This window comes from Algivirga pacifica (assembly GCF_039543525.1).
In the GTDB taxonomy this organism is placed as follows: Bacteria; Bacteroidota; Bacteroidia; order Cytophagales; family Flammeovirgaceae; genus Algivirga; species Algivirga pacifica.
This window is the reverse complement of the sequence record NZ_BAABJX010000005.1, coordinates 79,461-104,489: the sequence shown is the minus strand read 5'-3', so window position 1 is coordinate 104,489 and position 25,029 is coordinate 79,461. Positions and strand designations below refer to the sequence as shown.

15 protein-coding genes are annotated in these 25,029 nt (G+C 41.1%); 6 read left to right on the top strand and 9 right to left on the bottom strand.

Annotated elements, in window-relative coordinates:
- Positions 1 to 440: 440 nt before the first annotated feature.
- Positions 441 to 5,924, top strand: a complete 5,484-nt coding sequence (locus ABD985_RS01400; RefSeq protein ID WP_345368629.1) for a glycosyl hydrolase family 18 protein — start codon at positions 441 to 443, stop codon at positions 5,922 to 5,924.
- 256 nt (positions 5,925 to 6,180) lie between these two features.
- On the opposite strand, the gene ABD985_RS01395 is transcribed toward ABD985_RS01400, so the two are convergent.
- The 5 genes from ABD985_RS01395 to ABD985_RS01375 all read right to left on the bottom strand — a co-directional run bounded on the left by ABD985_RS01395 (position 6,181) and on the right by ABD985_RS01375 (position 11,753).
- Positions 6,181 to 6,597 (bottom strand): RrF2 family transcriptional regulator, encoded by a 417-nt coding sequence (locus ABD985_RS01395; protein WP_345368628.1) that lies wholly within the window; start codon positions 6,595 to 6,597, stop codon positions 6,181 to 6,183.
- Between the two features lie 9 nt (positions 6,598 to 6,606).
- On the bottom strand, positions 6,607 to 7,503 hold the full coding sequence (locus tag ABD985_RS01390) for a universal stress protein (protein ID WP_345368627.1): 897 nt from the start codon (positions 7,501 to 7,503) through the stop codon (positions 6,607 to 6,609).
- A gap of 94 nt (positions 7,504 to 7,597) precedes the next feature.
- Entirely contained in the window at positions 7,598 to 8,425 is an 828-nt protein-coding gene (locus ABD985_RS01385) for a purine-nucleoside phosphorylase (protein ID WP_345368626.1), read from the bottom strand.
- A 150-nt stretch (positions 8,426 to 8,575) separates the two neighbouring features.
- Entirely contained in the window at positions 8,576 to 10,792 is a 2,217-nt protein-coding gene (locus ABD985_RS01380) for a Tex family protein (RefSeq protein ID WP_345368625.1), read from the bottom strand.
- 187 nt (positions 10,793 to 10,979) lie between these two features.
- Complete coding sequence (locus ABD985_RS01375; RefSeq protein WP_345368624.1) at positions 10,980 to 11,753, bottom strand: biotin--[acetyl-CoA-carboxylase] ligase; 774 nt, start codon at positions 11,751 to 11,753, stop codon at positions 10,980 to 10,982.
- Between the two features lie 130 nt (positions 11,754 to 11,883).
- On the opposite strand from ABD985_RS01375, the gene rsfS reads away from it, so the two are divergent.
- The 3 genes from rsfS (at position 11,884) to ABD985_RS01360 (ending at position 15,579) form a co-directional block, all read left to right on the top strand.
- The gene (gene rsfS, locus ABD985_RS01370) at positions 11,884 to 12,276 is read left to right on the top strand and encodes a ribosome silencing factor (RefSeq protein WP_345368623.1); all 393 of its coding nucleotides are present in this window, start codon (positions 11,884 to 11,886) and stop codon (positions 12,274 to 12,276) included.
- Positions 12,277 to 12,489: 213 nt separating this feature from the next.
- Positions 12,490 to 14,526, top strand: coding sequence for an ATP-dependent zinc metalloprotease FtsH (gene ftsH / locus ABD985_RS01365; RefSeq protein ID WP_345368622.1), 2,037 nt, complete (start codon positions 12,490 to 12,492; stop codon positions 14,524 to 14,526).
- Between the two features lie 207 nt (positions 14,527 to 14,733).
- Positions 14,734 to 15,579: an N-acetylglucosamine kinase gene (locus tag ABD985_RS01360; RefSeq protein ID WP_345368621.1), complete on the top strand. Its 846-nt coding sequence runs from the start codon at positions 14,734 to 14,736 to the stop codon at positions 15,577 to 15,579.
- Between the two features lie 61 nt (positions 15,580 to 15,640).
- Here ABD985_RS01360 and ABD985_RS01355 read toward each other — a convergent pair whose 3' ends face one another.
- The 3 genes from ABD985_RS01355 to ABD985_RS01345 form a co-directional block, all read right to left on the bottom strand.
- Positions 15,641 to 17,038 (bottom strand): DUF5723 family protein, encoded by a 1,398-nt coding sequence (locus ABD985_RS01355; protein ID WP_345368620.1) that lies wholly within the window; start codon positions 17,036 to 17,038, stop codon positions 15,641 to 15,643.
- A gap of 37 nt (positions 17,039 to 17,075) precedes the next feature.
- Positions 17,076 to 18,878, bottom strand: coding sequence for a hypothetical protein (locus ABD985_RS01350; protein WP_345368619.1), 1,803 nt, complete (start codon positions 18,876 to 18,878; stop codon positions 17,076 to 17,078).
- Positions 18,879 to 19,241: 363 nt separating this feature from the next.
- Positions 19,242 to 20,903, bottom strand: coding sequence for a dipeptidyl-peptidase 3 family protein (locus tag ABD985_RS01345; RefSeq protein WP_345368618.1), 1,662 nt, complete (start codon positions 20,901 to 20,903; stop codon positions 19,242 to 19,244).
- 285 nt (positions 20,904 to 21,188) lie between these two features.
- Between ABD985_RS01345 and ABD985_RS01340 the strand changes: the two genes are divergently transcribed.
- Positions 21,189 to 21,743, top strand: a complete 555-nt coding sequence (locus ABD985_RS01340) for an RNA polymerase sigma factor (RefSeq protein WP_345368617.1) — start codon at positions 21,189 to 21,191, stop codon at positions 21,741 to 21,743.
- A 101-nt stretch (positions 21,744 to 21,844) separates the two neighbouring features.
- Positions 21,845 to 23,164, top strand: a complete 1,320-nt coding sequence (locus tag ABD985_RS01335) for an MFS transporter (RefSeq protein ID WP_345368616.1) — start codon at positions 21,845 to 21,847, stop codon at positions 23,162 to 23,164.
- Between the two features lie 207 nt (positions 23,165 to 23,371).
- On the opposite strand, the gene ABD985_RS01330 is transcribed toward ABD985_RS01335, so the two are convergent.
- A complete protein-coding gene (locus tag ABD985_RS01330) occupies positions 23,372 to 24,304 on the bottom strand; it encodes an FG-GAP repeat domain-containing protein (RefSeq protein WP_345368615.1) in 933 nt (310 codons plus the stop codon).
- Between the last annotated feature and the right edge of the window lie 725 nt (positions 24,305 to 25,029).

Here is a 25,029-nt window from a genome sequence, read left to right as displayed (position 1 = left end):
CGGCATTTGGTAAAGACAAGGTGTGTATAAAAATAATATAAAATAATAATCAAACAGTACAACACCTTATTCTGCAATAAAGTAAATTTTCAAAATAAAAACCTGAGTTAAATGAATTAATAGCGTTTTAACAGCTCCTTAACCTGTATTTGGGGGTGTATCCCCTATTTTTTTCTACGTAACACCTTTCTTAGGGGGAAAATAAGGTATTTAAAGGTCACTGTATCCCCTTATTTGTACCCCCTTTTTTCAGTGATTTATTCATAACAGGTATCCCTAATTGTACCCCGTTAACATTTGTACAGCTGTTTTTTAGCATCGTAGATTGTGTGAACAAACAACAAGTGGCAGTAACATCAACCATCCCAATCGTTGCGTAATGTTTTCTCGCCTGCCACTTTATTATTCACATATTTATTTTACCATTCCTTAAAATGAAAATGAAAAACAACACATGGTGGAGTGGGGCTTTTACCGCTTTATTGATGCTATTCTCCCTAATAGGAGCAGAAGCACAAATCAACTCGGGTAGCCCGTATTCTACAGCAGATCATGAAAAACAAATCATCGGGTATGTCCCTAACTGGGATGCCTGGAAAGGACAGGACTTCAACATTCCTAAGGGAGCCTACAATCACTACAATATTGATTACTCCCAGTACACCATTCTAAACTTCTCTTTCTTTGGGGTAGCAGTTGATGGCTCCATGCACAGTGGAGACCTTAGAAATAAACAGATCTATCAGGATGGGCAAATCCAGCAACCTGACGATCTACTTCACCCAGACCCTTACAGTAGCCATGATCAGGCGATGGTATTAGGAGTGCCTCAAGAATTCTGGGGATGGGATGACATCCTATATGACCTGGGCTATGAACCGAATCCAAACGGTGCTTATCTGGGGTGGGTAAAACCCGCTTCTGGTGAAACAGGACAGTGGCCTTTGGTAGAGTATGTACAGCCTAGTATGATTAAATTGGCACATGACAATGGTGTTAAGGTTATGGCTTCCATCGGTGGATGGTCCATGTGTAAGCACTTCCCTGAAATGGCTGCTGATCCAATCAAGAGAGCTCGTTTCATTCAAGACTGTATCACTTTGGTTGAAGATTACGGCTTTGATGGTATCGACATTGACTGGGAATACCCGGGACCATTCTCAGGTATGAACTTTACTGGTACTGAAGCAGATTATCACAATTTCACAGTACTAATGCAGGAAATCCGTGAAGCCATTGGTCCAGATCGTTTGGTTACTGCTGCCTTTAGTGCAGTACCTTCCAAGCTGAAAGACCTAGAATGGGAAGAGCTGGATAAAGTAATGGACTACTATAATATGATGAGTTATGACTTCCATGGTGGGTGGTCCAATATCGCAGGACACAACTCTCCTCTATATCCATACCCTGGTGAGGAATGGGGAGACTTCTCATGGCATACCACATTCTCTTATATGGTAGACTCTTTGGGTATCAACTCCGAAAAAGTCAACATGGGTATGGCCTTCTATGGTCGTGGTGTTATCACGGAAAGCACTCCAGGAGTCAATGCTCCTACTGTTAAGAAACAAGTAAGTTTCTCTGTAGATGGTCCTGTAATGTCAGCAGCTGACATGAACAACTGGACAGCAACAGAAGGATCTCCTTATTACACGCAAATTAGAGATGCCCTTGCTGGAGGTGGATGGACTCGTCACTGGGACGATATTGCCAAAGTTCCTTATATGACGAAATCTGAAAATGGATTCCATTATTTCACTAGTTATGACGATGAGGAATCTATTAAACTAAAATCCGAGTACATTACAGACAATAACGCAGGTGGTGTGATTATCTGGGAAGTATTCACAGACTGGAAAGTAGGTCCTGAAACAAGTAAAGTAGGTACCTATCCTTACTGCCCGGATACCAAGCCAGAGCTAGCACACGTAGTCAACAAGGTATTTGCTGAAAACGCAGGCCCTGTTAACCCTGCTCCTGTAGTTAGTATATCGGCCCCGACTTCTGTAGAGCAAGAAAGCTTGGAAGCGATTAGCTTCAGTGCTACCATTACTGATGATGTCGCTATTGCCAATGTTACCATTTCAGTGAATGGCACGGCTGTTACTCCTTCGGTTTCGGGTGATGTATACAGTGCGACATTTACACCTTCTGCTTATGGAGAGCAAGCAATCGAAGTTACTGCAACGGATGACCAAGGAAAGAGTACAACACGTACTGCTAAAGTGAACGTGATAGATCCTACAGTACCAAACGTTGCGCCTACCGTAAGCATTACTGCTCCTGCTGATCAAGCCGTGATTACACAAGAAAGTCTTGGAGCTATCAGCATTAGCGTAGATGCCAACGATACCGATGGAACTATTGATACGGTACGTATAGAAGTAAACGGTCAGGTATTTGAAGGTAGCACAGCAAGCTGGACGCCTTCTACATTCGGTGCCTATACCATCTCTGCTTATGTAGTAGATAATGAAGGCGCTTCCGCTATGGCTACAATCTCTGTAACCGTAGAAGAGGAAGTGGTAGTGGTTCAACCTGGTTGCGATGCTCCTGCATACGAAGGGTACCCTAGCATTTATAATTCAGGTGATGTAGTAAGCTACAATGGTTCACTTTACGAAGCTCAGGTCAACAACCTTTACAATGTAACGCCAGGTACTGCAGATCACTGGTGGAAACCACTAGGACCTTGCGAGGATGATGGAACGATTGACCCTGTTGCTCCTTCTGTAAGCCTTACATCTCCAGCTACAGGCAGCGTAGAAGTGGAAACACTGCCATACAGCATTACGCTAGCATCAGAAGCTACGGATACGGATGGAACGATTGCATCAGTAGTCTATACGGTAAATGGCACTGAAGTACCTGAAGGATCATATGAGATTACATCTTACGGAGCCTACAACATCGAAGTAACAGCTACAGACAGTGATGGACTGACCGCTACCGATGCAGCAACCATTACGGTGACAGCACCTCAAGCAGGTACACCTCCAACAGTATCCCTAACTTCTCCAGCTACAGGAAGCATGGAAGTAAGTAGTCTTCCGTATACCTTGACACTTGACGCTTCAGCAACGGATACAGATGGTAGCATTACTTCCATTACTTATACTGTAAATGGTGTAGACGCTACCGATGGAGACTATACAGCGGCTGCTTACGGAGATTATGTCATTGTCGTAACCGCTACTGACAATGACGGAATGACTGCTACAGATCAAGCAACAGTAACACTTACTGAGCCTGTACAAACAGGTGGTTGTGATGCTCCAGAATATGAAGGATATCCTACGATCTACAACTCAGGTGATCAGGTAAGTTATAATGGTATGTTGTATGAGGCACAAGTAAACAACCTTTACAATGTAACACCTGGTGCTGCTGACCATTGGTGGAAACCTCTAGGACCTTGTCAATCCGGTCCGGTTGGCCCTACCGTAAGCCTTACTTCTCCTGCAGAGGGTACTGTCGAAACAGCTAACCTTCCATATACCTTATCATTGGCGGCAACTGCTTCAGATAGCGATGGTACTGTGACTTCTTTGACTTACACAGTCAACGGTGTAGATGCTGCAGCCGGAGATTTCCAGGCAGATACTTATGGAGACTATGTTGTTATAGCTACTGCAACCGACAATGACGGAATGACTGCTACGGATCAGGTTACGGTAACACTTCTAGCGCCACAACCAAAAGCTCCAACGGTTACACTATCGACCTCAGTAAGCGGTACCGTGAACGTAGAAAGCCTTCCTTATACTTTCAGCATTGGTGCTACCGCTAATGACGAAGATGGTACGATTGCTTCTATCACTTACACCGTAAATGGAGAAAGTGCTACAGAAGGTGACTACACGGCAACTGCCTTTGGAAACTACGTGATTGTAGTAACTGCTACAGACAACGATGGCCTAACTGCAACAGACCAAGCAAGTGTTACCGTTGCTGAACAAGGATCAACAGTTGAGTGTCCTTACGCTGACTGGGACAGCAGCCTGGACTATACACAAGGTACGAAAGTCAATTACAATGGAGACATCTATCAGGCTAAATGGTATGCCAACAAAGGAGTCCTGCCAACGGCTGGAGACCCTTGGGAGTCAACTGGAGAAGTTTGTGGAAAAGGAGGTCTAGGTGATGAAGTTCCTGTAATCACTTTCCTTCAGCCTAGTGGAGACACTTATACGGCACTAACTACCGTACAGGTTGAAGTAAGTGCTACAGATGAAAACGGTACGGTAAGTGACGTGAATATCACTGTTGATGGACAAACAAGTAACGGAAATCTAGTGAACTTCACTCCTGCCGCTTACGGTTCTTACCTAGTAGCTGTCTCTGCAACCGATGCTCAAGGAAATACAGTTACAGCCAACAAAACATTGTTGTTTACGCAAAGCTCAGTGAATGACATCAATCCTGACGGTAGTATCAACCTAACCGGGCCGTTCGCTCCTGCCCCTACAGGCGCACAACGTATCGTTGGATATGTTCCTACTTGGAAAGGAAGCCCTGGAGACTTGGATTACAGCAAAGTTACTCACGTTAATGTTGCCTTCCTGATGTACGAGATGAAAGCTGGTGCAGCGTATACTGACGCTGACTTCGCTACAGGTAATTACGATCCTAAAGAACTACACCTATTGGATTCTTTGTTGCCTATCATCGAAGCTAAAGCACATGCACAAGGCGCTACGGTATCCATCGCTGTCGGTGGAGCAATTGACTACGGCTTCCTAAAACTAATGGAGCAATACAGAGACAACCCTGCCATGATTGACGTACTTGCTGATGACTTGATCGACTTTGTTGATCAATATAACCTGGACGGTATCGACCTTGACCTAGAATGTTGGTGGCAAGACCCTGCTATCCCAGGAACAGCTGAGCAAGGAGGTAGAAAAAGAGGTATTGACAAATGGAATGAGAACGTAGATCAAGGGGCACACCCTGCCGCTTACGGCATGACACTTCTAGCGAAAAAGCTAAGAGCAAAACGCCCTGACTTATTGCTTTCTGCAGCGCTATTTGCTACGCCTTGGTACGGTAACAACTATGATGCAGATGTAGCCGCTTACTTAGACTATATCGGCCTGATGACGTATGACTTCACAGGCTCATGGGATGATTCTCCAATCGGTCCTCACGCTTCCCTGTATACCGTAGACAATAGCCTTTACGACAAAGCTTCTGCTGACAACCCTATCTACTCTTCTGAGGTTGCCTTGGAATACTGGAGTGGAGACTGGGCGACATGGCAAGGGTCTGGACACGGAGTAGCGAAGAACAAACTGGCAATTGGCGTTCCATTCTATGGATATGACCTATCCCTAAGCAAGAAAGATGCTGGACAAGGCACTAATGGATTCTACTTTATAGGGTATGATGAGATCCTTAGCCTTTACCCTGATGCTGCTACGTCTTATGATCCAAACGATCCAAACCAACTGAATGGATTTGTAGGAGCTGAGGACGGTAGAAAGATCTACTATGAAACACCTAAGGGGGCTGCCGCTAAGGTAACTTATGCCAAAAACAATGGCCTGCAAGGAACGATTATTTGGGAGCTTACATTTGATGTGACTGACCCATCTAAATCACTACTGACAGCCATGAATAATGCCCTTTATGGTAGTGCCCGTTTTGCAGAACAGCAAATTGTATCTCCTCAATTGGATGTGAAGTTCTACCCGAACCCATTCAGTGAACAAACACAGGTACAGCTGAACCTTTCACAGCAAACGGAAGTAAGCGTAGTACTTTACAACCTACAAGGCAGTATCGTAAAACGTATACAGAAGTCACTGGACAAAGGAATGCAAAGCATCGCCATTGATGGCAGCAAATTATCTTCCGGTGTTTACCTAATGAGCGTACAAGCTGGAAACAGCCGACAAGTACAAAAATTAATCAAGCAATAAGAGAGTACATATTTCTGAAGTAATTATGAAAAAAGACCGAGGATTTTCCTCGGTCTTTTTTATTTATCTCTTCCTTAAGGTAAATTGTTGAGGCAGCTTACGCTGCTTGTTGAATCGTTGAATTTCACCTTCGGTGAGTTGATTTGAGTTGAACTGTTGATTGAAATATGTACTGATACTCATACAACATATCAACTCGAATCAAGACGCCATGTAATGGAGCGAAGCTCAATTCAACGAATCAACGATTCAACAACTACTGTTTTTCAAGCAGGTCTGCCACCGTCTTATTCTCCAGAATCTTCAAGGTCTCATCCCTTACCTCTATCATTACCCTTTTAAGCGTACAGTTTACCTCATCCTGACAATCGTCACAAGGCTCATAGTAGTTAAGGCTCACACAAGGCAATAAGGCTATAGGCCCTTCGATCTTGCGAAGGATTTCAGATAAGGGTACATCTTTCGGTTCCTTAATCAGGTAGTAACCTCCACCCTTTCCTTTTTTACTTCCCAGAATACGCCCCTTTCGCAATTCCAATAATATACTCTCCAGAAACTTCTGTGAGATATGTTCTGAATTGGCAATTTCACTGATCAGCACAGGCCCTTCCCCATATTTACTGGCAAGGTGCTTCAGTGCCCTAAGGGCATATTTTGTTTTTTTGGAGAGCATATCCTTTAACTATATTTTTAATAAAGCCTCAAAGAAGCCTAAGTTCTTTTCCTTGTTTTTGATAACTAAGGTAGGAATACTTATGTTATTCACCAATAGTTTCTCTGTCGTACTTCCCAGTAAGGTTGCTGCTATTGTTGAACGACCTCTGGAGCCCATAACAATAATATCTGCATCCTCTACCAAAGCTATATTAAAGATAATCTTGGCTCCTTTAGAGTTCGTCTGATCAAAGTGAACCCTAAAATCTATAGATAGGTCCTCTGCATCCATAGTCTTCAATAAGTTCTGGAAACGTTTTTCAGCATGCTCCTTCAAAATATTCGCATATTCCTCTGGACTTTTTCCTGAAGTATGGTACCCCGTTGGTAACTTCGTAATATGCAAGCAAGTTAAAGAAGCATTGGACTTCCTGCAGAAGTTAATTGCCGACTTCAATGCTCTTTGAGACATCTCATAGAAATCAATTGGCAATAAAATCTTATTTACCCCAGAGGCAGGAACTTCTGTTAAGGTCAATACCGAGCAAAGAGAACGTCTCGTCAGGCGACGGGCTTTCGTACCAGTACCATCTCCGATTTTCTTCTTACCTATCACAATGATATCACAAGACTGCTCCTTACTTACACGCTGAATCTGAGCGACAGGTTCCCCTTCTGTAATTTCATAAGCAATCGCATAATGATCAGCTGCATTCTCGGAAGCCTGAGCAACCGTATCCTTCATTTGCTGCAAGATCTTATCATGTTGTTTTTTACTTCTCTTCAGGCTGTTTTCGGAAGCAACGTGCAATAAGATGATTTTTTTTATGTCCATGGATTTCGATATCCTCAACGTATATCGAATCAGATTCAGGTCCATCTCAGAAAGATCTAGTGCGACCAGTATTGTTTGAAGTTCATTCATGGCACTGATAGGTTTAACTACTCAACTTTTAGAAATACCAACAGTTAACGCTGGAGTAGGCAGCGTTAAAACGTATTATATAAAAAATAGATTATTAATTATCCGCACTTATCATAGCTCGGAATAAAGTTCTTAGTTTCGTCTCGGCTTTGTGAGCTGCTTCCAAGATTTCTTTAATGACTACGGGCTTCAGGTGATCAGGAGAACAAAGGTCCGTTATCACTGAAACGGCAAATACAGGAAGATTCATATGTTTAGCCACAATAACTTCTGGAACTGTCGACATCCCAACAGCATCACCTCCAATAATTCTGAGGTAACGGTATTCTGCTCTAGTTTCCAGATTTGGTCCCGGTACAGAAGCATAAACTCCTTCTTGCAAGGTAATGTTATGTTCCTTAGCAACTTGATGAGATAAAGCAATCAACTCAGAATCATAAGGAGCGAACATATCCGGAAAACGATCTCCCCACTCATCGATATTCTTTCCTGTTAGTGGATTTTCATAGCACAAATTAATATGATCTTCAATCACCATAAGATCACTCATCGCATAAGATGGGTTCAAGCCTCCTGCAGCATTAGAGATCAATAACTTTTGAATACCTAATAATTTCAATACGCGGATAGGGAAAGTCACCTCCTGCATCGAGTAGCCTTCATAATAATGGAAACGTCCTTGCATCACAACAACTGACTTTCCTGCCAATGTTCCCAATAATAACTTACCTGAGTGAGACTCTACCGTAGATACCGGAAAATATGGAATTTCCTCATAAGGAATCGTATACTGAATCTCTACGTCCTCTACAAGTCCACCAAGACCAGTTCCCAACACGATACCATACTGAGGAGTAAACTGTTGACTTCTCTCTTGTATATAACTTAATGCTTCGAGTGCTTTATCCTTAAGGTTATTCATGATCACATTTTGCTAAATAGGTCATAGAAAGGGCTATCTCTTTCTATGACACACTTACTATAATTTAATACTTGTAAAGATAATAGATGTAACGGCTTTACAAATAAAAAAAACTGAGGAAGACAATCCCTCCCCAGTTTTCATACTATATTATTTGAATTTGGCTTTCAACATCGCCAACATATCATCCATTGATTTCTCTGCTTCACGCTGTGGCTCCTGCTTTCGCTTCGCTTTACGTTGTGACGGTTTACCTGTTTTCATGGAAAGAGAAATACGCTTTCGTCTAATATCCACTTCCAAGACTGTCACTTCTACTTGCTGCTGTACTTTCACAACCTCGTTAGGATCATCTACAAAGTCATCCGACAATTCACTCACGTGTACCAACCCATCCTGATGCACTCCAATATCAACGAAAGCACCAAAATTAGTAATGTTTGTAACAATACCCGGTAACTTCATTCCAATCTTAAGATCTTCCATTTCGTTTACATCATCCGCAAACTCAAAAGTCTCAAACTGCTCACGAGGGTCACGTCCCGGTTTTGCCAATTCCTGAAGGATATCCGTCAATGTTGGTAAACCAACGGTATCGGTGACATATTTTTTCAGATCAATTTGCGCACGAAGCTCTTGCTTATCCATCAAATCCTGCACCGTACAGTTTAGATCTTTCGCCATTTGCTGTACAATGGTATAGCTCTCTGGGTGTACTGCACTTTGATCCAAAGGATTTTTACTTCCACGAACACGAAGGAAACCTGCTGACTGCTCAAAGGCCTTTGGACCTAATCGAGCCACTTTCTTCAATTCTGTTCTGGACTTGAATGGCCCATTCTCGTTTCGGTAGTTTACAATATTCTTGGCAATCGTTGCTCCCAAACCAGAAACATAAGTCAACAACTCCTTACTAGCAGTATTGACCTCTACCCCTACTTTGTTCACACAGCTTACCACTACATCATCCAGTCCGTTTTTCAATAAGGTCTGGTCCACATCATGTTGATACTGTCCTACACCAATGGACTTTGGATCGATCTTTACCAGCTCTGCCAATGGGTCCATCAATCTTCGGCCAATGGATACGGCTCCTCTTACCGTCACATCATAATCAGGGAACTCCTCTCTTGCTACCTCAGAAGCAGAATATACTGATGCTCCACTCTCGTTCACTACGATCACCTGAATTTCGGCAAGGTTTAATCCCCTGACAAAACGCTCTGTCTCACGGCTTGCTGTACCATTACCAATCGCAATCGCTTCAATATCATAACGCTTGCAAAGATCCTTTACAGTAGCCGTAGCTTGTGCCACTCGATCCAAAGGATAAATCACCGTATTATATAGTAGCTTTCCTTGCTTGTCCAATACAACCGTTTTACAACCTGTACGGTAGGCAGGGTCAATCGCTAATACATTTTTCTGTCCTAGAGGGGCAGACAACAGCAATTGTCTAAGGTTTTCTGCAAATACATGAATCGCTTCTTCGTCTGCTCTCTTCTTGCTATTGATACGGATTTCCGTTTCCAAAGAAGGTTTCATCAGACGCTTGTAAGAATCTCTTACAGCCAGTTTTACTTGTTGGGCTGCTTCGGAATGCCCTTGTACAAACTGGTCCTCCAAACGATAGATCGCTTCCTCTTCCTCTGGCGTACAGTCCAAAGAGATGATCATCTCTTTCTCCGCTCTTCTCATTGCCAGAATACGATGCGATGGTGCTTTCTCAATCGGCTCACTCCACTCGAAGTAATCTTTATACTTGGCTCCTTCTTCTTCTTTCCCAGGGATTACTTTTGCACTAAAGGTCCCTTGTTTTTCAAACAAGTGACGAACGGCCTTACGAGCTTCCTGATCTTCATTCACTTTTTCAGCAATGATATCTCTGGCTCCGGCCAATGCTTCCTCTACTGTTTTCACTCCTTTCTCCTCATCAAGGAATGGCTTAGCCAACTCCTCCAAAGAAACATCTTCCTGATTGAAAAGCGTTTCAGCTAAAGGCTCTAGTCCTTTTTCCTTAGCTACAGAAGCACGTGTCTTACGCTTAGGCTTATAAGGGAGGTAGATATCTTCCAAAACAGCCATGGTATCGGCTGCTTCAATTTTCTTTTTCAGCTCATCCGTTAGTTTTCCTTGCTCCTCAATGCTCTTCAGAATACTTTCTCTTCGCTTGTCTAGTTCTCTAAGCTGTGTCATTCGGTCCCTAACGGCTGCTACTGCAACTTCATCAAGGCTACCGGTCGCTTCTTTACGGTAACGAGAAATAAAAGGAACGGTCGCTCCCTCATCCAATAGCTTTACGGTGGCTTCAACCTGTTGAGGCCTCACATTCAGCTCTCCGGCTATGACTAGAATATTATTTTCCATCAGTTTCAAAAAAATTAAGGCAGTTCAAAATATCTCTCCTCAGAGAAGTACCATGACCTGCTGGTTTATGCTATGATTGATGATCCACGTTCATCGCAGGTGTGCAAATATATTTTTTTTAATATTAAGAGTATGTTTAGAATGTCAATTTCTTCCAAAATAGGTATTCCAACTACACGCTATGATTTTATTGGTGAAAGCGAATCTCCTTTAACCCAAAAGTCTCTAATCCTTTTTCCGATTGCAAAATCAATTTCCCATGGGTATCAATACCCAAAATGCTTCCTTCAAAGATTGTTCCTTTTCCTACTTCCGTCAATCGTTCAAATTGATGCACCTCCTGATACCAGTACAAGGATTGTAAATAAGCCGTCTTCAACGCAAGGTAGCCTTGGTTCTTGAGTTTTAAGTAACGTGCTTCAATGTACTGTGCTATCTCTTCCAACAAAGATTCTAGCTTATATTGCTTCCCTACTTCAAGTGCTATAGAGGTGGCCTTGGGGTGGTCAAACACTTGTTGATTGACATTGATTCCTATTCCAATAATCGCGTGGCTAATACTGTTTCCATGCAAGAAATTTTCAATCAGAATACCACAAATTTTGCGATCCTCCACATAAATATCATTAGGCCATTTCACCTTCACGGATAAGCCAATCACTTCCCGAAAAAAATCCATGATTCCTAATGAAACCGCTACATTCAACTGAAACTGCTCTTGTGCCTGTAGAAAAGTCGGCTTAAGAATCATTGAAAATGTCAGGTTTTTATTGGCTTTGGCTTCCCACTGATTTCCCCTTTGTCCTCTACCGGCCGTTTGCTCTGGGGTGTAAATAATTGTCCCTTCTATCACAGGTCCTTTTTGGAGCATACTGACAGCTTCGGTATTGGTAGACAGACAAGTTGGCAGGTAAACGACTTTTTTTCCGACAAAAAGTGTATTGGAACAGATAATATTCAACTAATTATTAGTTTTGTATGGTAATTGAACAAAATAAAGCTATGCTTCACTCCAATAGGATGCAAAGCCCGACCGGCAGTGAAAAAGCGCAGGAAATATAAATAGAAAACGGAGAATTTCATCAAGAATAATGGAAGATAGCAAGAAGGAACTAAGCTCTAAGCAATTAGCGGAGTTGGTAGTTAAGGGGATGTTGGATAAAAAAGCCAAAGATGTCGTATTGATGGATTTAAGAGAAATCAAGCATGCGGTATCCGATTTCTTCGTGGTATGCTCAGCTACTTCAGACCGACATGCTGCAGCAGTCATCGATGGTATCGAAGAAACCACCCTAAAGGAATCTGGAACCAAAGCGTGGCGTCGAGAAGGAATGGAAAGAAAAGAGTGGATCCTTTTGGACTATATTGATGTCGTTGCCCATGTTTTTGTGGAAAACAAACGTCAACATTATGGTTTGGAGGACCTTTGGGGAGATGCCAAAACTACTCGCATTGATTTAGGCAAGGCCGACACAGCAGAATAAAAAGAAGTTACTATAACATAGGGCATTAAAAAGACTAAAAAAACACTATGATATTTGTTTTGTTTAATTGTTAACAAGTATATTTTAATAGGTTTTTGTCACATATCATAGATTCCCTTGTTTAAGGAATAATGACCTAGTCATTATATGTTTCGCCTAATTAGTAACAGAACACATAAATTTACCTTTTTTTGAATATTAAACTTCTCAAAGTTGAATCCGAATAACAATAATAATGCACCAAAGACACCAACACCTAAAGGAGGATATCAGGTTTGGCTTTTGATCGCCCTGATTATTGTGGTGTTGGGCGTGTCTTGGTTTAACAAAGGAGCCACTACAGTAGAGATCGATGAGGGTACATACAAGGAACTCCTTATAAAGGGAGAAGTCAAAGAGCATGTATTCGTTAGAAACCGATTATTCATAGAAATTACGCTTACAGATGAAGCCCTGAAGAAAGCGGAACACAACCTGGAAAACTCCGGTCCACTAAGTGGTGTTAACCGTGGCCCTCACTATGTACTTCAAGTGGGTAACGATCAGCGTCCTTATGAACTGATTGAGGAAGTAAAGGAACAACTTCCAAAAGGACAGGAAGTAAAAGGTTTGAAAACTGAAGCCAGAGAGAATCCTTTCGATTGGTTGATCAGCTGGGGAGTACTATTCCTATTTATCTTCGGATTCTGGTTCCTGATGCGTCGTATGGCTGGCGGTGGTGCTGGCGGACAAATCTTTAACATCGGTAAGTCCAAGGCGACCATGTTTGATGCCAACCGCATGAAGGTAACCTTCAAGGATGTGGCAGGGCTTGATGAAGCCAAAGAAGAAGTAGAAGAAGTGGTTGACTTCTTGAAAAAACCAAGCAAGTATACTGACCTAGGGGGCAAGATTCCTAAAGGAGTATTACTTGTAGGCCCTCCAGGTACCGGTAAGACCCTTTTGGCTAAAGCCGTTGCAGGAGAAGCAGGTGTACCGTTCTTCAGCTTGTCAGGTTCTGATTTCGTGGAAATGTTTGTGGGGGTAGGTGCCGCTCGTGTACGTGACCTTTTCAAGCAAGCAAAGGAAAAAGCACCTTGTATCATCTTTATTGATGAGATTGATGCGATTGGACGTTCTAGAGGAAAAGGCGCTATGCCAGGCTCTAATGACGAAAGAGAAAACACCCTGAACTCCCTATTGGTGGAGATGGATGGTTTTGGAACAGACTCAGGTGTGATCCTTTTGGCTGCCACTAACCGCCCGGATATCTTGGACAACGCCTTGATGAGACCGGGTCGTTTTGACCGTCAGATTAGTGTGGACAAACCAGACATCGTTGGTCGTGAGCAAATCTTCAAGGTACACTTACAACCGATCAAATTGGCTGATGGTGTAAAACCTAAAGAACTTGCCGCTCAAACACCGGGATTTGCTGGTGCTGAGATTGCCAACGTATGTAACGAAGCAGCCTTGATTGCTGCCCGTAATGGGAAGGAAAAAGTAGATATGGATGACTTCCAAGCTGCTGTTGACCGTGTGATCGGTGGTTTGGAGAAAAAGAATAAGATCATTTCTCCTGACGAGAAAAAGATTGTCGCTTACCATGAGGCAGGACATGCCGTTGCAGGATGGTTCCTGGAGCATGCAGACCCATTGGTAAAAGTAAGTATCGTTCCTCGTGGTGTAGCTGCCCTAGGGTATGCACAATACTTACCAAAAGAACAGTACTTGCATACGACAGAGCAAATGCTCGATGAGATCTGCATGACACTAGGTGGACGTGCGGCAGAAGAGTTAATCTTCGGACGTATCTCAACGGGTGCATTAAGTGACTTGGAGCGCACGACCAAGATGGCTTACAGCATTGTCTCTATCTATGGTATGAATAAGGAAATTGGAAACATCTCATTCTATGACCCACAACGTCAAGAATACATGTCCAAGCCTTACTCAGAAGCGACTGCAGAGAAAATTGACCAAGAGGTTAAGAAGCTTATTGACGAAGCTTATGAGCGCACCAAAGACCTCTTAAATAAGCATAAAGATGCTTTGGAGATCTTAGCACAACAGCTTCTGGATAAAGAGATCCTTTATCAAAATGATTTGGTAAAACTGATCGGTGAAAGACCTTTTAGCAAGAAAACTACTTATCAGGAATACACGGAAAAGCCAGAGAATGTTGCAGAAGAAGTTGAAAAAGTAGATACTACTACTCCTTCAGAAAGTAACGATGGCGAGACTGAGAATACCTCGGGAAGCAATTCTTAATAAAGTCTTTTGATACTTGATATAAAAGGGATGTGCGGTTCACGTACATCCCTTTTTTGTTCATTTGTATTTTCTACTTTCTTGTAGTACTATTATAAGTTATAAAAGCACCATAGGGTGACACCTTTTAGAGATGGATAGATCACAATAATCTATTGCATGTACATCCAGCAAACTATTCACCTTTTTACCCTTTTACGAATAACGATGATACTGATAGCAGACAGTGGATCAACCAAAACCCAATGGGTAGTGTTGGACCCAAAAACTAAACAAATCACTAAAGAATTCACTACCAAAGGACTGAACCCTTACTTTTGGGAATCGACAGCCTTTGTAACTTATCTGCAAGAAACACTACCTTCTGTGAAAGAGGTACAACACTTATTTTTCTATGGAGCGGGATGTGGACTTGAAAAACAAGCTGAATGGGTAAAAACGCATCTATCTAAAGCACTAGAAATTCCTCATATTGAAGTATTTTCTGATATGTTAGGAGCTGCCAGAGGGTTATTCCTAGATCGCCCTGGCATCGCTTGTATCATGGGAACGGGGACCAACTCATGTCTCTATGATGGTACTCAGATCATCAAAACCGTTCCCTCCATAGGGTATATTCTTGGGGATTGGGGAAGTGGAGCTGTATTGGGTAAAGAGTTCATAGGCCTCCTATTAACACATCAATTGCCTCGAAAAGTTGAAGATGCTTTTCATCAAGAATATCACTTACAAAAAGTAGATATATTGAACAACCTCTATAGAAAAGCCTATCCCAATCGCTTTCTTGCTTCCTTTACACACTTTATTTATAAACATATTGAAGTTGAGGTCATCGAAAAAATGGTCAGGGAAAACTTCCGACTATTCTTCTCCTACTTTGTCAAAACTTATGAAGAAACAGAACATAGCGTGATATTCCCCGTTCATATTGTCGGTTCTGTAGCTTTCTACTTTCAGGATCTTTTAAGGGAGGAAGGTGAAGCAATGGGTATAGACATACAACGCATTCAAGTATCTCCTATGGAAGGACTTATTACTTTTCATTTAAAATAAAAAGAAAGCGCAATATGCCAAGGCACACTGCGCTTTCATGATTCAACTGACTTCCTATACCTTATTTCAGTTTGGCAGGATAGCGTTGCTCTTTGCTTCTTCCTATTTGAATAGCCATACCCGTATTGACATTCAAGCGTTTGGTACCCAGACCTCCACCAATCATCGGGCCGAATGCATTATCAGCTGACATATACAACTTGAAGCCAGGGAATCCCAATGCCAGAGAAGCGCCTAATTGGCTACCAAAGCTATCGATTTTATATCCCAAGCCTACATTTAGGAAATCACCTAAACCCTGATCAATGTAAATTCCCAATCCAGTATTCACTCGATCATTATAGAATTTATTGGTCAATAACACACCTGCTGTCAGGTTCTTGTATAGCTCATAGCTACCTCCAATATTCCATACCGTAGGTTGACCAATATAATACGCTTCTACGCCTTCTGATATATTCTCATAAGAGAGTAAACTATCAGAAGCAAAAGAAGTACTACTTTCAGAATCAGCATTATCTCCTTGCAGTTCTGCTGGATCAAGACCTTCAAAGCTTACATTATCCAAAGTTACTTTATATCCTGTAATATCGTTTTTCCAAACCACACCAGTACCCAGGTTCAAGATACTTGTCTCCAAGTTAATTTTGTCTGTTAGCTTAAAGGTAGCTCCCAGATCAATGGTAAACCCTTTGTTCGAAGGACTAATTGCTTGACTAATAATCTCATCGCTCTCTACCAGTTCGTACGTATTGTTTTCTGTATCGAAATCTCCCAGAGAAGTTGTCGTCAGAATAATTAAATCTGAAGATGTAGTGATTGGATAGTTAGGTGCACCACCTTGTGTCACGGAAATGTTTCCTTCTTCCTGAATCTTGAACGATTGTACTCCTTGCTGATAGTTAATCGCACCACCGATATTCAATCGGTCATTGACCTTATAAGAACCTCCAATTTTCACCTCTCTAAGGTATTGAAGATCAAAAACAGGAGCTAGGTTCCATGTATAGTCCGTCTTAGATGCAGGTCCCTTTGCCATAAACTCAAGCAACTCTGGAGAAGTACCCACTTCTGAGAAGACCTTCTCTCTTACCGATAAGAATGCCGTATACTTATCCGACTTATAATAAGCACCAAATAGTTCAAAGCTAAAATCTACCTCTGAAAAAGCACCATCAGTAGATTGCTCATACAATTGATCCAAATCGATCTGATATTTTCCTGTTTCAGTGTTTTCAGAGAAAATCTGATTAAACGAATGACTTCCATACACATTGGTACTCATATAACCTGCAGGAAGCACCAGATTAAAGCGATGGTTCAAACGCTTCGCAGGATTCAAATGAAGCGATTGGTGGTGAGAGTCATTGAAGAAATAGATGTCCTGTCCCCATGCCGTAAAAGTTGCCAGGGAAAACATCAAAGAAAGTGTCAGGCTTCTAAGAATATATGTTTTCATGATATTGTTTCTATAGTCTTAATAATGTCAGTGATTACTACTCGTTGCTTCCATTTTTCACATGCAGCAAAATACCGCCTTTCAGCTCAATGGAACTTCCCTTTTTCAATTGGGTAAACTCCTTGATGCCATCCTCATCCAAATCAGATGACTCAGCTGTCAGTTTTACAGTCAATCCCTGATTGTTCAATAGCGCATTGATTTCTTCTGCGGTCAACTTAAAGGAAGTCATATACCCCGTAGGTCTTCCCCCTACGATCACTGCTTTACCTTCATTTAGACTATATACTTGTATTCCTTCTTCTGTCTGTACTTCAAAGGTCATTCCTAGATCAAGAGCAATCTCACTCTTACTCTCAATAGACATGGTCACTTCACTTTCTTCATTAATATTCTGATCCAACGCAAAACCATCTTCCAAGGCGATTTCAGAAGTAAGCCCGTCTAATCGAGCATCAATCGGGATGATTGCAGCCAGCTCCATTGTCGCTTCATCACCTACTTCCAACGTAATCTCAGTTCCTGCAGCTAATAAGTCTTTCCCAGCACTGATCAACTTCATCTGACCTCCTAATGCCAATGAAGAAATTTTCTTTTCAGGAGAGATATTCAACAAATTAGCCACCTCATAGATACTCACAGAAGTCGTTGCCATTGCACCATCCTCCATTGCACCTTTAATAACGGCACTTTCTTCAATCTTCTCTGTAGCTCCCAAGTCATTTTCTTGCTGTAAGAAGATTGTCTCAACGCTATTATCGCTAAATGTTGCTTTAAGACTAGGAGCAAAAGAAACATCAATTCCATACGAACTATGGAAGTCCATTCCAATCTTTAAGTCCTCATTGTTTGGATTAAATGTAATACTTGCTCCTTCCATAGCGCCTAGATCCAAGGCAAAATCCTGCGTAGTCTCTGGAATATCGATACTGATATCAGCATCCTGATTAAATAATACCTTTACCGTAGAGATTTCTTTTTCAGGAGCTAATTCCAACCCTGAAATCATATAAGGAGTAGTGGCTCCCGTAATTGTCAACTTAGGTAACAGTTCTTTAGGGTAAGAAGCCCCTGTTGTCACTAAGTCGAAAACCTTTCCACTCAAAGGTATTGTATATCTTACCTTCGTATTACTTATTTTCTCCTTGGGAGCAATCACTTCTTCTACCTCTGCTTCATCTTCTGATCTTAGATTATTGATCTTTACTGTTGCCTCAAAAAGATCAGCATTGTGTACGTCCAACACTACTGACATACCTCCCTGTGTAAAGTCTATTAATCCAATACCCAAGTCATAGACCAAATTTTCAGTCACTGCCAACGGCACCTCAAACTCAAAGGCTGCTGGATTATCAAATGATGGCGGATTAAATGGGTCAATATTCTCTGGCAAATAAGGATCTATCACTACAGAAATATTATTACTTGCTGCTCCACTTGGAAGAAAAGTAACCTCTAGATCTGGCTTGATTTGCATAACGATATCCTCATAGGTCACCATCTCATCAAAAATAGCTAAATCCGAGAAATCCAGATTGACTAACTCATCAAAGGAATCTAATCCCATCCCTTGTGCTACATCATCCAAATTGGATAAAGACATCGAAGATGTTTCCTCAAAAGTATAGATATCATCTGTACCTACTGTCAACCCTTCTCCTGCTGAGATAAAGTCGTCTATATTTATAATACCATCCAGCAAAGGCAACCCCGCTTGAAAATCATTGGGTGCTTTCACCAGATTATCCTTATCTATTACTACTTCTTCATTAATCAATGCACATGAGGATGCCAGCATTAAGCTCAGCCCCAATGCGATCTTAGTTTTAGTTCTGCTCATAGTCAATAACAAAAGTATAAGTTAGAATTCGTAATGCTTAAACATTCGTTTTCTTTAATTTAGTGTTTAAAGCCACGTGAGTTTACTGGCCAAATTTATGATATTTTTTATGATTTTTTTAAAACTAAATCATATAGACTAAAGAATATAATTAAATTATAATACTCTTTGTCCTAATTGTACCATTTCTGTTAATTAACAAAAAATGGTTATCTCTCAGTTGAAAAAGAAGTGGAAGGATGAAGGATGAAGGATGAAGGATGAAGGATGAAGGATGAAGGATGAAGGATGAAGGAAAATACATCTTTTCAGGGTATAGATTCCTTCATCCTACAATTAAGAGGTTGTTTTTGCAAGGAAAAATTACAAGCCCATTACTTCTTTACCTTGATTGAATATAACGTCAACGGGTATACCTGCTTCCTCCAATCGGTTCAGATCTTTTTGAAGATCATTGGAAATCATCCCCATCTCTTTTACCAATTGAGATGTACCTTCAAAGTCTCCTTCTCCTTGCAGTTGAAGAATTTTCTGAGAAAGAGCGTTCATTGCTTCCTCCATCTTATCATAGTTCACCTTATAGGCTCCCTTCTCTGTTTTTTCAAAAGCTCCGTACTCTTTAAAGAAGTTGAAACGAATCATATTCGCTACTCCGTGAGCAGAAGCTGCTCCAAAACGTACCGAACGGAAGATACCCGCCAGGAAAGTCGTGTAATAGTCTTTCATATCACCTTCAATCTCTCCTTTCTTATGTAGCTGCTGCACCATATACAAGCCAAGAATATCAGCCTTTCCTTCTTCTAATGCAGAGTAATGTGCCTGAAGTGCATTACGTACAGTTCCTTTTCCGTTAATCGTATTTTTGATTCCCAACCCGTGTGCTACCTCATGGAACATTGTGTTCGCAAAGAAGGCATCAAATGTGACATTTTGTTGCTGTGACTTGTCAATCAACTCCTTAGCGATAGGTACCAAAATCTTATCGAACTTCGCACGCATTGCATTTTTCAACTGTAATCTTCTTGAGCCATATTTTAACTGTACACGCTCGTCATTCGGTAGGTTAATGGCAATGGTTTTAGAGGCTGCATTGCAATCACCCGCATAGTACACCACATCGTAAGCATTCAGCTGAGAATTCGTACCTGGCTTTTCTTGCTTATACTTATCCTCAACAGGCAATCCCTCTTGTAACTCAGGTAAGAACTGGGCAAATTTCTCCAGTTTCTTAGACCATTTCATGTCCTTGATCAATACATACCCCTCAAAAGCTGCCTTATACCCATACAACTTATCCTCATAGTTTTCAATTGGACCGATCACGACATCGATCTCATTATCCTTCATCTCCATCCATGCAACATCCGATTCATAGTACTCATTGGACAATAAAGCGTCTGCTCTTAGTGTCAGGTATTTCTTGAAGCCTTCGTCTTCTGCCAAGGCTGCTGCTTTTCTCAATAGCTCTGCTGCTTGCGTCAACTCTTCTTTGTATGCTTCGCTGTAAGGAACCACTTTAAGATTCTTACCTTCTCTTCTAATCAAAGTGTAAAGACTCTTTTTCTCCTCCCCAGATAAGTTATCAAACTCCTCTTGTGTCATATCTGTAGGATAGAAATTGGCTGTCTTTGGTTTTTCTCCTACTCCATCGATAAATGGTTGGTTATCATTCAAACGATCCCAAGGACCATAATTAACCTGAATATATTGTTTTAAAGCCGGATCAGTTTGTGCTCCCAATAAAGCCTCCTTATCTCCAGGATATGCCTGTTTCCAGAACAGTTGATCCATAATTTGGGCTGCATCAATCAAGTGAGCCACCAATTGTTGCTGCTTCTCAGATAAGTTCGAAAGATCAGCGGTCAATGTAAAAGGCGTATAGCTTGACATTAAAGCCTCTCCTTTACTCATAGGTTCATTTTGCTCCATCGTTTTATCGTCTGCTTTTTGATCTGTTTTATTACAAGCCGAAGTCATCAGCAAACCAGAGGCTGCTGCGGCTAAAATCAATTGAGATACTTTCATATGCTGTGCTTTTTTAAGTTAGTATTATAAAAATCGAAGGTAAGGAATTCACAGGAAAGTATAGGAGGGAAAAAGGGATAAATAGTCAGAATACGGGGAATTTAGGGTCATGTAGAATGATTAATTTTCGACTACCTTGTAACTATGAGTAAGAGTATAAATAAAACGTGATTTTTTTGTATCCTGTTTTTCGGGGATAGAGTACCCCTCGAAAGGCGATATGTTTAGGGTGTGTAAAGAACAACTATACAGGGTTTTCCATTACCAACCTAAATGTTTACTGTTATGACTATGTATCATCTGCTTGGTCGCCAAGAAGCTACCGAGCACGCTCAGGGAGGAATGCTCTCCGAAGTATTCCAGGAGTATTATGCGCCGATGAAGGCTTACGGCATCAAGATCACTCAAGACGAATCCCTCACACAGGATGCTATTCAAGATCTGTTTGCTCGTCTTTGGGAGAATAGGGATCACTTGCAAGATATCCGCTCCATTCAGGCCTACCTCTTCCGTGCCCTGAGAAATAATTTGATCAAATGCGTCAAAGAGCAACAGAAACACCAACACGTAGGGGAATGGGACTGGAATACGACAGAAATAGAGCTTTCTGACGAAGAGCAAATCATACAGAAAGAGGATGAACGTGCCAAACAGTATTGGTTGGAAAATAGCCTTTCTACCCTAAGCAACCGTCAACGTGAGGTTGTACAGCTTAAGTTTTATGAAGGTAAAAGCTATGAAGAGATCGGTGCCATTACTGGCATTAAGTATCAATCGCTCAGAAACCTGATCTATAAAGCCGTTGCTACAATGCGAAAACATGGGGAACCTGTTATGTGATTTTTAAAAAATGATCGTTAGTAAACAGAGTATGTATAATTATATATACTTTGCGAAAGAAACTATGCTTTCTGAAAAGAAACTTATTTGACTAAACGATCATGAAAAACGACAAACAAGTGGTAAATGCCTGGTGCATGTATGACTGGGCCAACTCTGTATATTCTTTAGCAATTTCCACTGCAATCTTTCCCATTTTTTATACCGCTACCACTGGTAAGCTTTTTAAAGAGGGAATAGTACCATTTTTTGGTATTGAAATAGAAAACACGGTATTATTGGCTTATGCCCTTTCGTTTTCTTTCTTATTGATTGCGGGGTTATCCCCTCTATTATCTGGTATTGCAGATGCTGGAGGGTACAAAAAGCAGTTATTAAAATTTTTCGTTTACCTCGGATCCTTTTCCTGCACTGCCCTATTCTTTTTTACTGGAGAAAATGTGGAATGGGGTATCCTATTTAGCATGTTAGCGAGCATAGGCTTCTCTGGCTCACTCGTATTCTACAATGCTTACCTTCCCGAGATTGTCACCGAAGACCGATACGATGTCGTATCAGCACGTGGCTTTGCCTTAGGCTATATTGGCAGTGTCATCCATCTGGTTGTTAGTTTAATCCTCATTCTGAAAAAAGACTGGTTTGGTATCGAAAGTGATACGCTTCCTTCTCGTATAGCCTTCTTAAGTGTGGGCGTATGGTGGTTTGGCTTCTCTCAATACACCTTTGCACATCTACCCAATGAACAACATGAAAAGGACCCTTCTCCTGTACATAAATTATTTCGCAAAGGATATAAGGAAATTCACAAGGTATGGAGAGATGCTAAAGACAAGCCTTATATACGTATTTTCCTGGCTTCCTTCTTCTTTTATAGCATGGGTGTACAAACCGTCATCTTATTAGCTGCCAGTTTTGGTGAAAAAGAACTAAAAATGGACTCTGCCGGGCTAATCGGTCTAATTATCCTATTACAAGTGGTTGCTATTGGAGGAGCGGCATTATTTGCCTTTGTTTCCAAAAAGACCTCTAATAAAGCCGCACTTATCAGCATGATTCTGATCTGGATCGCTCTATGTGTTTCTGCTTACTTTGTGCAGGACCAACTACAATTTTATATCGTAGGTATGAGTGTTGGTCTCGTAATGGGAGGAATACAATCGCTGTCACGCTCTACCTTCTCCAAGCTTATCCCTGAAGGATCTCCTGATACTACCTCTTATTTCAGCTTTTACGATGTAGCAGAGAAGCTATCCATCGTTATTGGTACTTTTGCTTATGGATTCATAGAGCAACTAACAGGAAATATGCGCTACTCTGTTCTAGCTCTTGGTGGATTATTTATCATTGGCTTGTTATTGATGTTCTTCTTTAGAATGCCTAAAACGGGTGTTCGTCATAAGAAAGTCACTGCAGAAGCCTAGTGAAAACAGTTGACGGATAAAGGAAGAAGGATTAAATTCGTAAAAATATCTTCCTTTATCCTTACTCCTTTATCCTTCCGAAAATATTGCTCCCCTACCACAATAACAATAAAGCCGTATTTCTCCTCAAAGAAATACGGCTTTATTAATTGTAGCTAACTACGACCTATACATTATAGGTCGTAGAAAGAAATCAATGAAATAATCTTAGTTTGCTGACTCGTTGACAACGATACCATCTGCTTTACCGTCACCGTTTACATCTGCGAACATAGTTCCTTTAGTACCATAGTAAGCATGGTTACTTAAGATCACATGACCACCTAGCTTACTTCCGTCAGATAGTCTAGCTACAACCTTATCGTTGTTCACTACAATACCGTCTGCTTTGCCATCTCCATTCACATCCGCGAAAGCCATCGTTCTATCTGCATAATAAGCATGATCACTTAAGATCACGTGTCCACCAAGCTTACTACCGTCAGATAGTCTTGCCACAACCTTATCGTTGTTTACTACAATACCGTCTGCTTTACCATCACCGTTAACGTCGGCAAAGTAGGTACCTTTATCACCATAATAGCCGTGATCACTTAAGATTACGTGTCCACCAAGCTTACTGCCGTCAGATAGTCTTGCTACAACTTTATCGTTGTTTACTACGATCGCATCTGCTTTGCCATCACCATTGACATCCGCAAAGTAGGTACCCTTGTCGCCATAGTAAGCGTGATCACTCAAAATCACATGATCTCCAAACTTACTGCCATCAGATAGTCTTGCCACAACCTTATCGTTGTTCACTACGATCGCATCCGCTTTGCCATCGCCATTGACATCGGCAAAGTAGGTACCTCTGTCACCATAATAACCATGGTCGCTCATGACAACATGGCCACCGAACTTATTTCCATCAGATAGTCTGGCTACGATTCCGCCATTGTTTACGACAATCGCATCTGCTTTACCATCACCATTGACATCGGCGAAGTATGTGCCTTTATCACCATAGTAGGCATCAGAAGTATACGATATGTTCCCTCCAAGGCTGCTTCCATTAGATAATCTTGCAGTTACTTGAGCAAAGTTTTCCGTTGAGAAACATGCTACTCCTACCAAAAGCAATAGATACTTTTTCATTTGTGTTAAGTTTAAAGTTAAATGTTAGACTACAGTTATTGATTATTAAAAAATATGGACCGTGATACACAGTTCTGAAAAGTGCATACTGCCACATATTATCTTTTGCTGCTGTTACTTTAAGGAATTGAAATAATCTACCTTGTTATGAGGCATGCGATTCACTCCCTATACCTCTTTTGGTATAGTATCATCATGGGAATTTTGGCAATAACTCCACCTTCCAATATTTTCTATAGATATAGGAATTTTAAGAGATATAAGAATTCAGTCCTCTAATAAGCTATTAATAATAAAGTTGTTTGTTATTGGTTAAAATTATCGCAAACGTACTTATAGACTATGACCATCACTTGAATGATACTTACTTATACAAGTAAACTAAAGTGTTGATCACCCTGTCATGTCTCCCCTTTCCTTAAACAGGAGAAATCATTAATCTTAGTTTCAGTAATTTCTTAGTGTTGTAAATAGTTCATCATGTTACAGCTTGCACTTGAGCCATAACGGCAACTTGAATGTTTTTTTAATTGGTTGTCGTAGCTTACTTATCTCAATAAGAATAGAACCTTGGTCAAAAACGGTCTCTTTGCCGTCTTTCATTTAATTGACAAACCGAATAACAGCATTGACAATTTTATATCAATATTTTTGTAAATAATTATTGAACCCTTAGCGGTAATTCTTTCAGAATTATCCTTTCCTTTTTACTCTTCATAAATAAC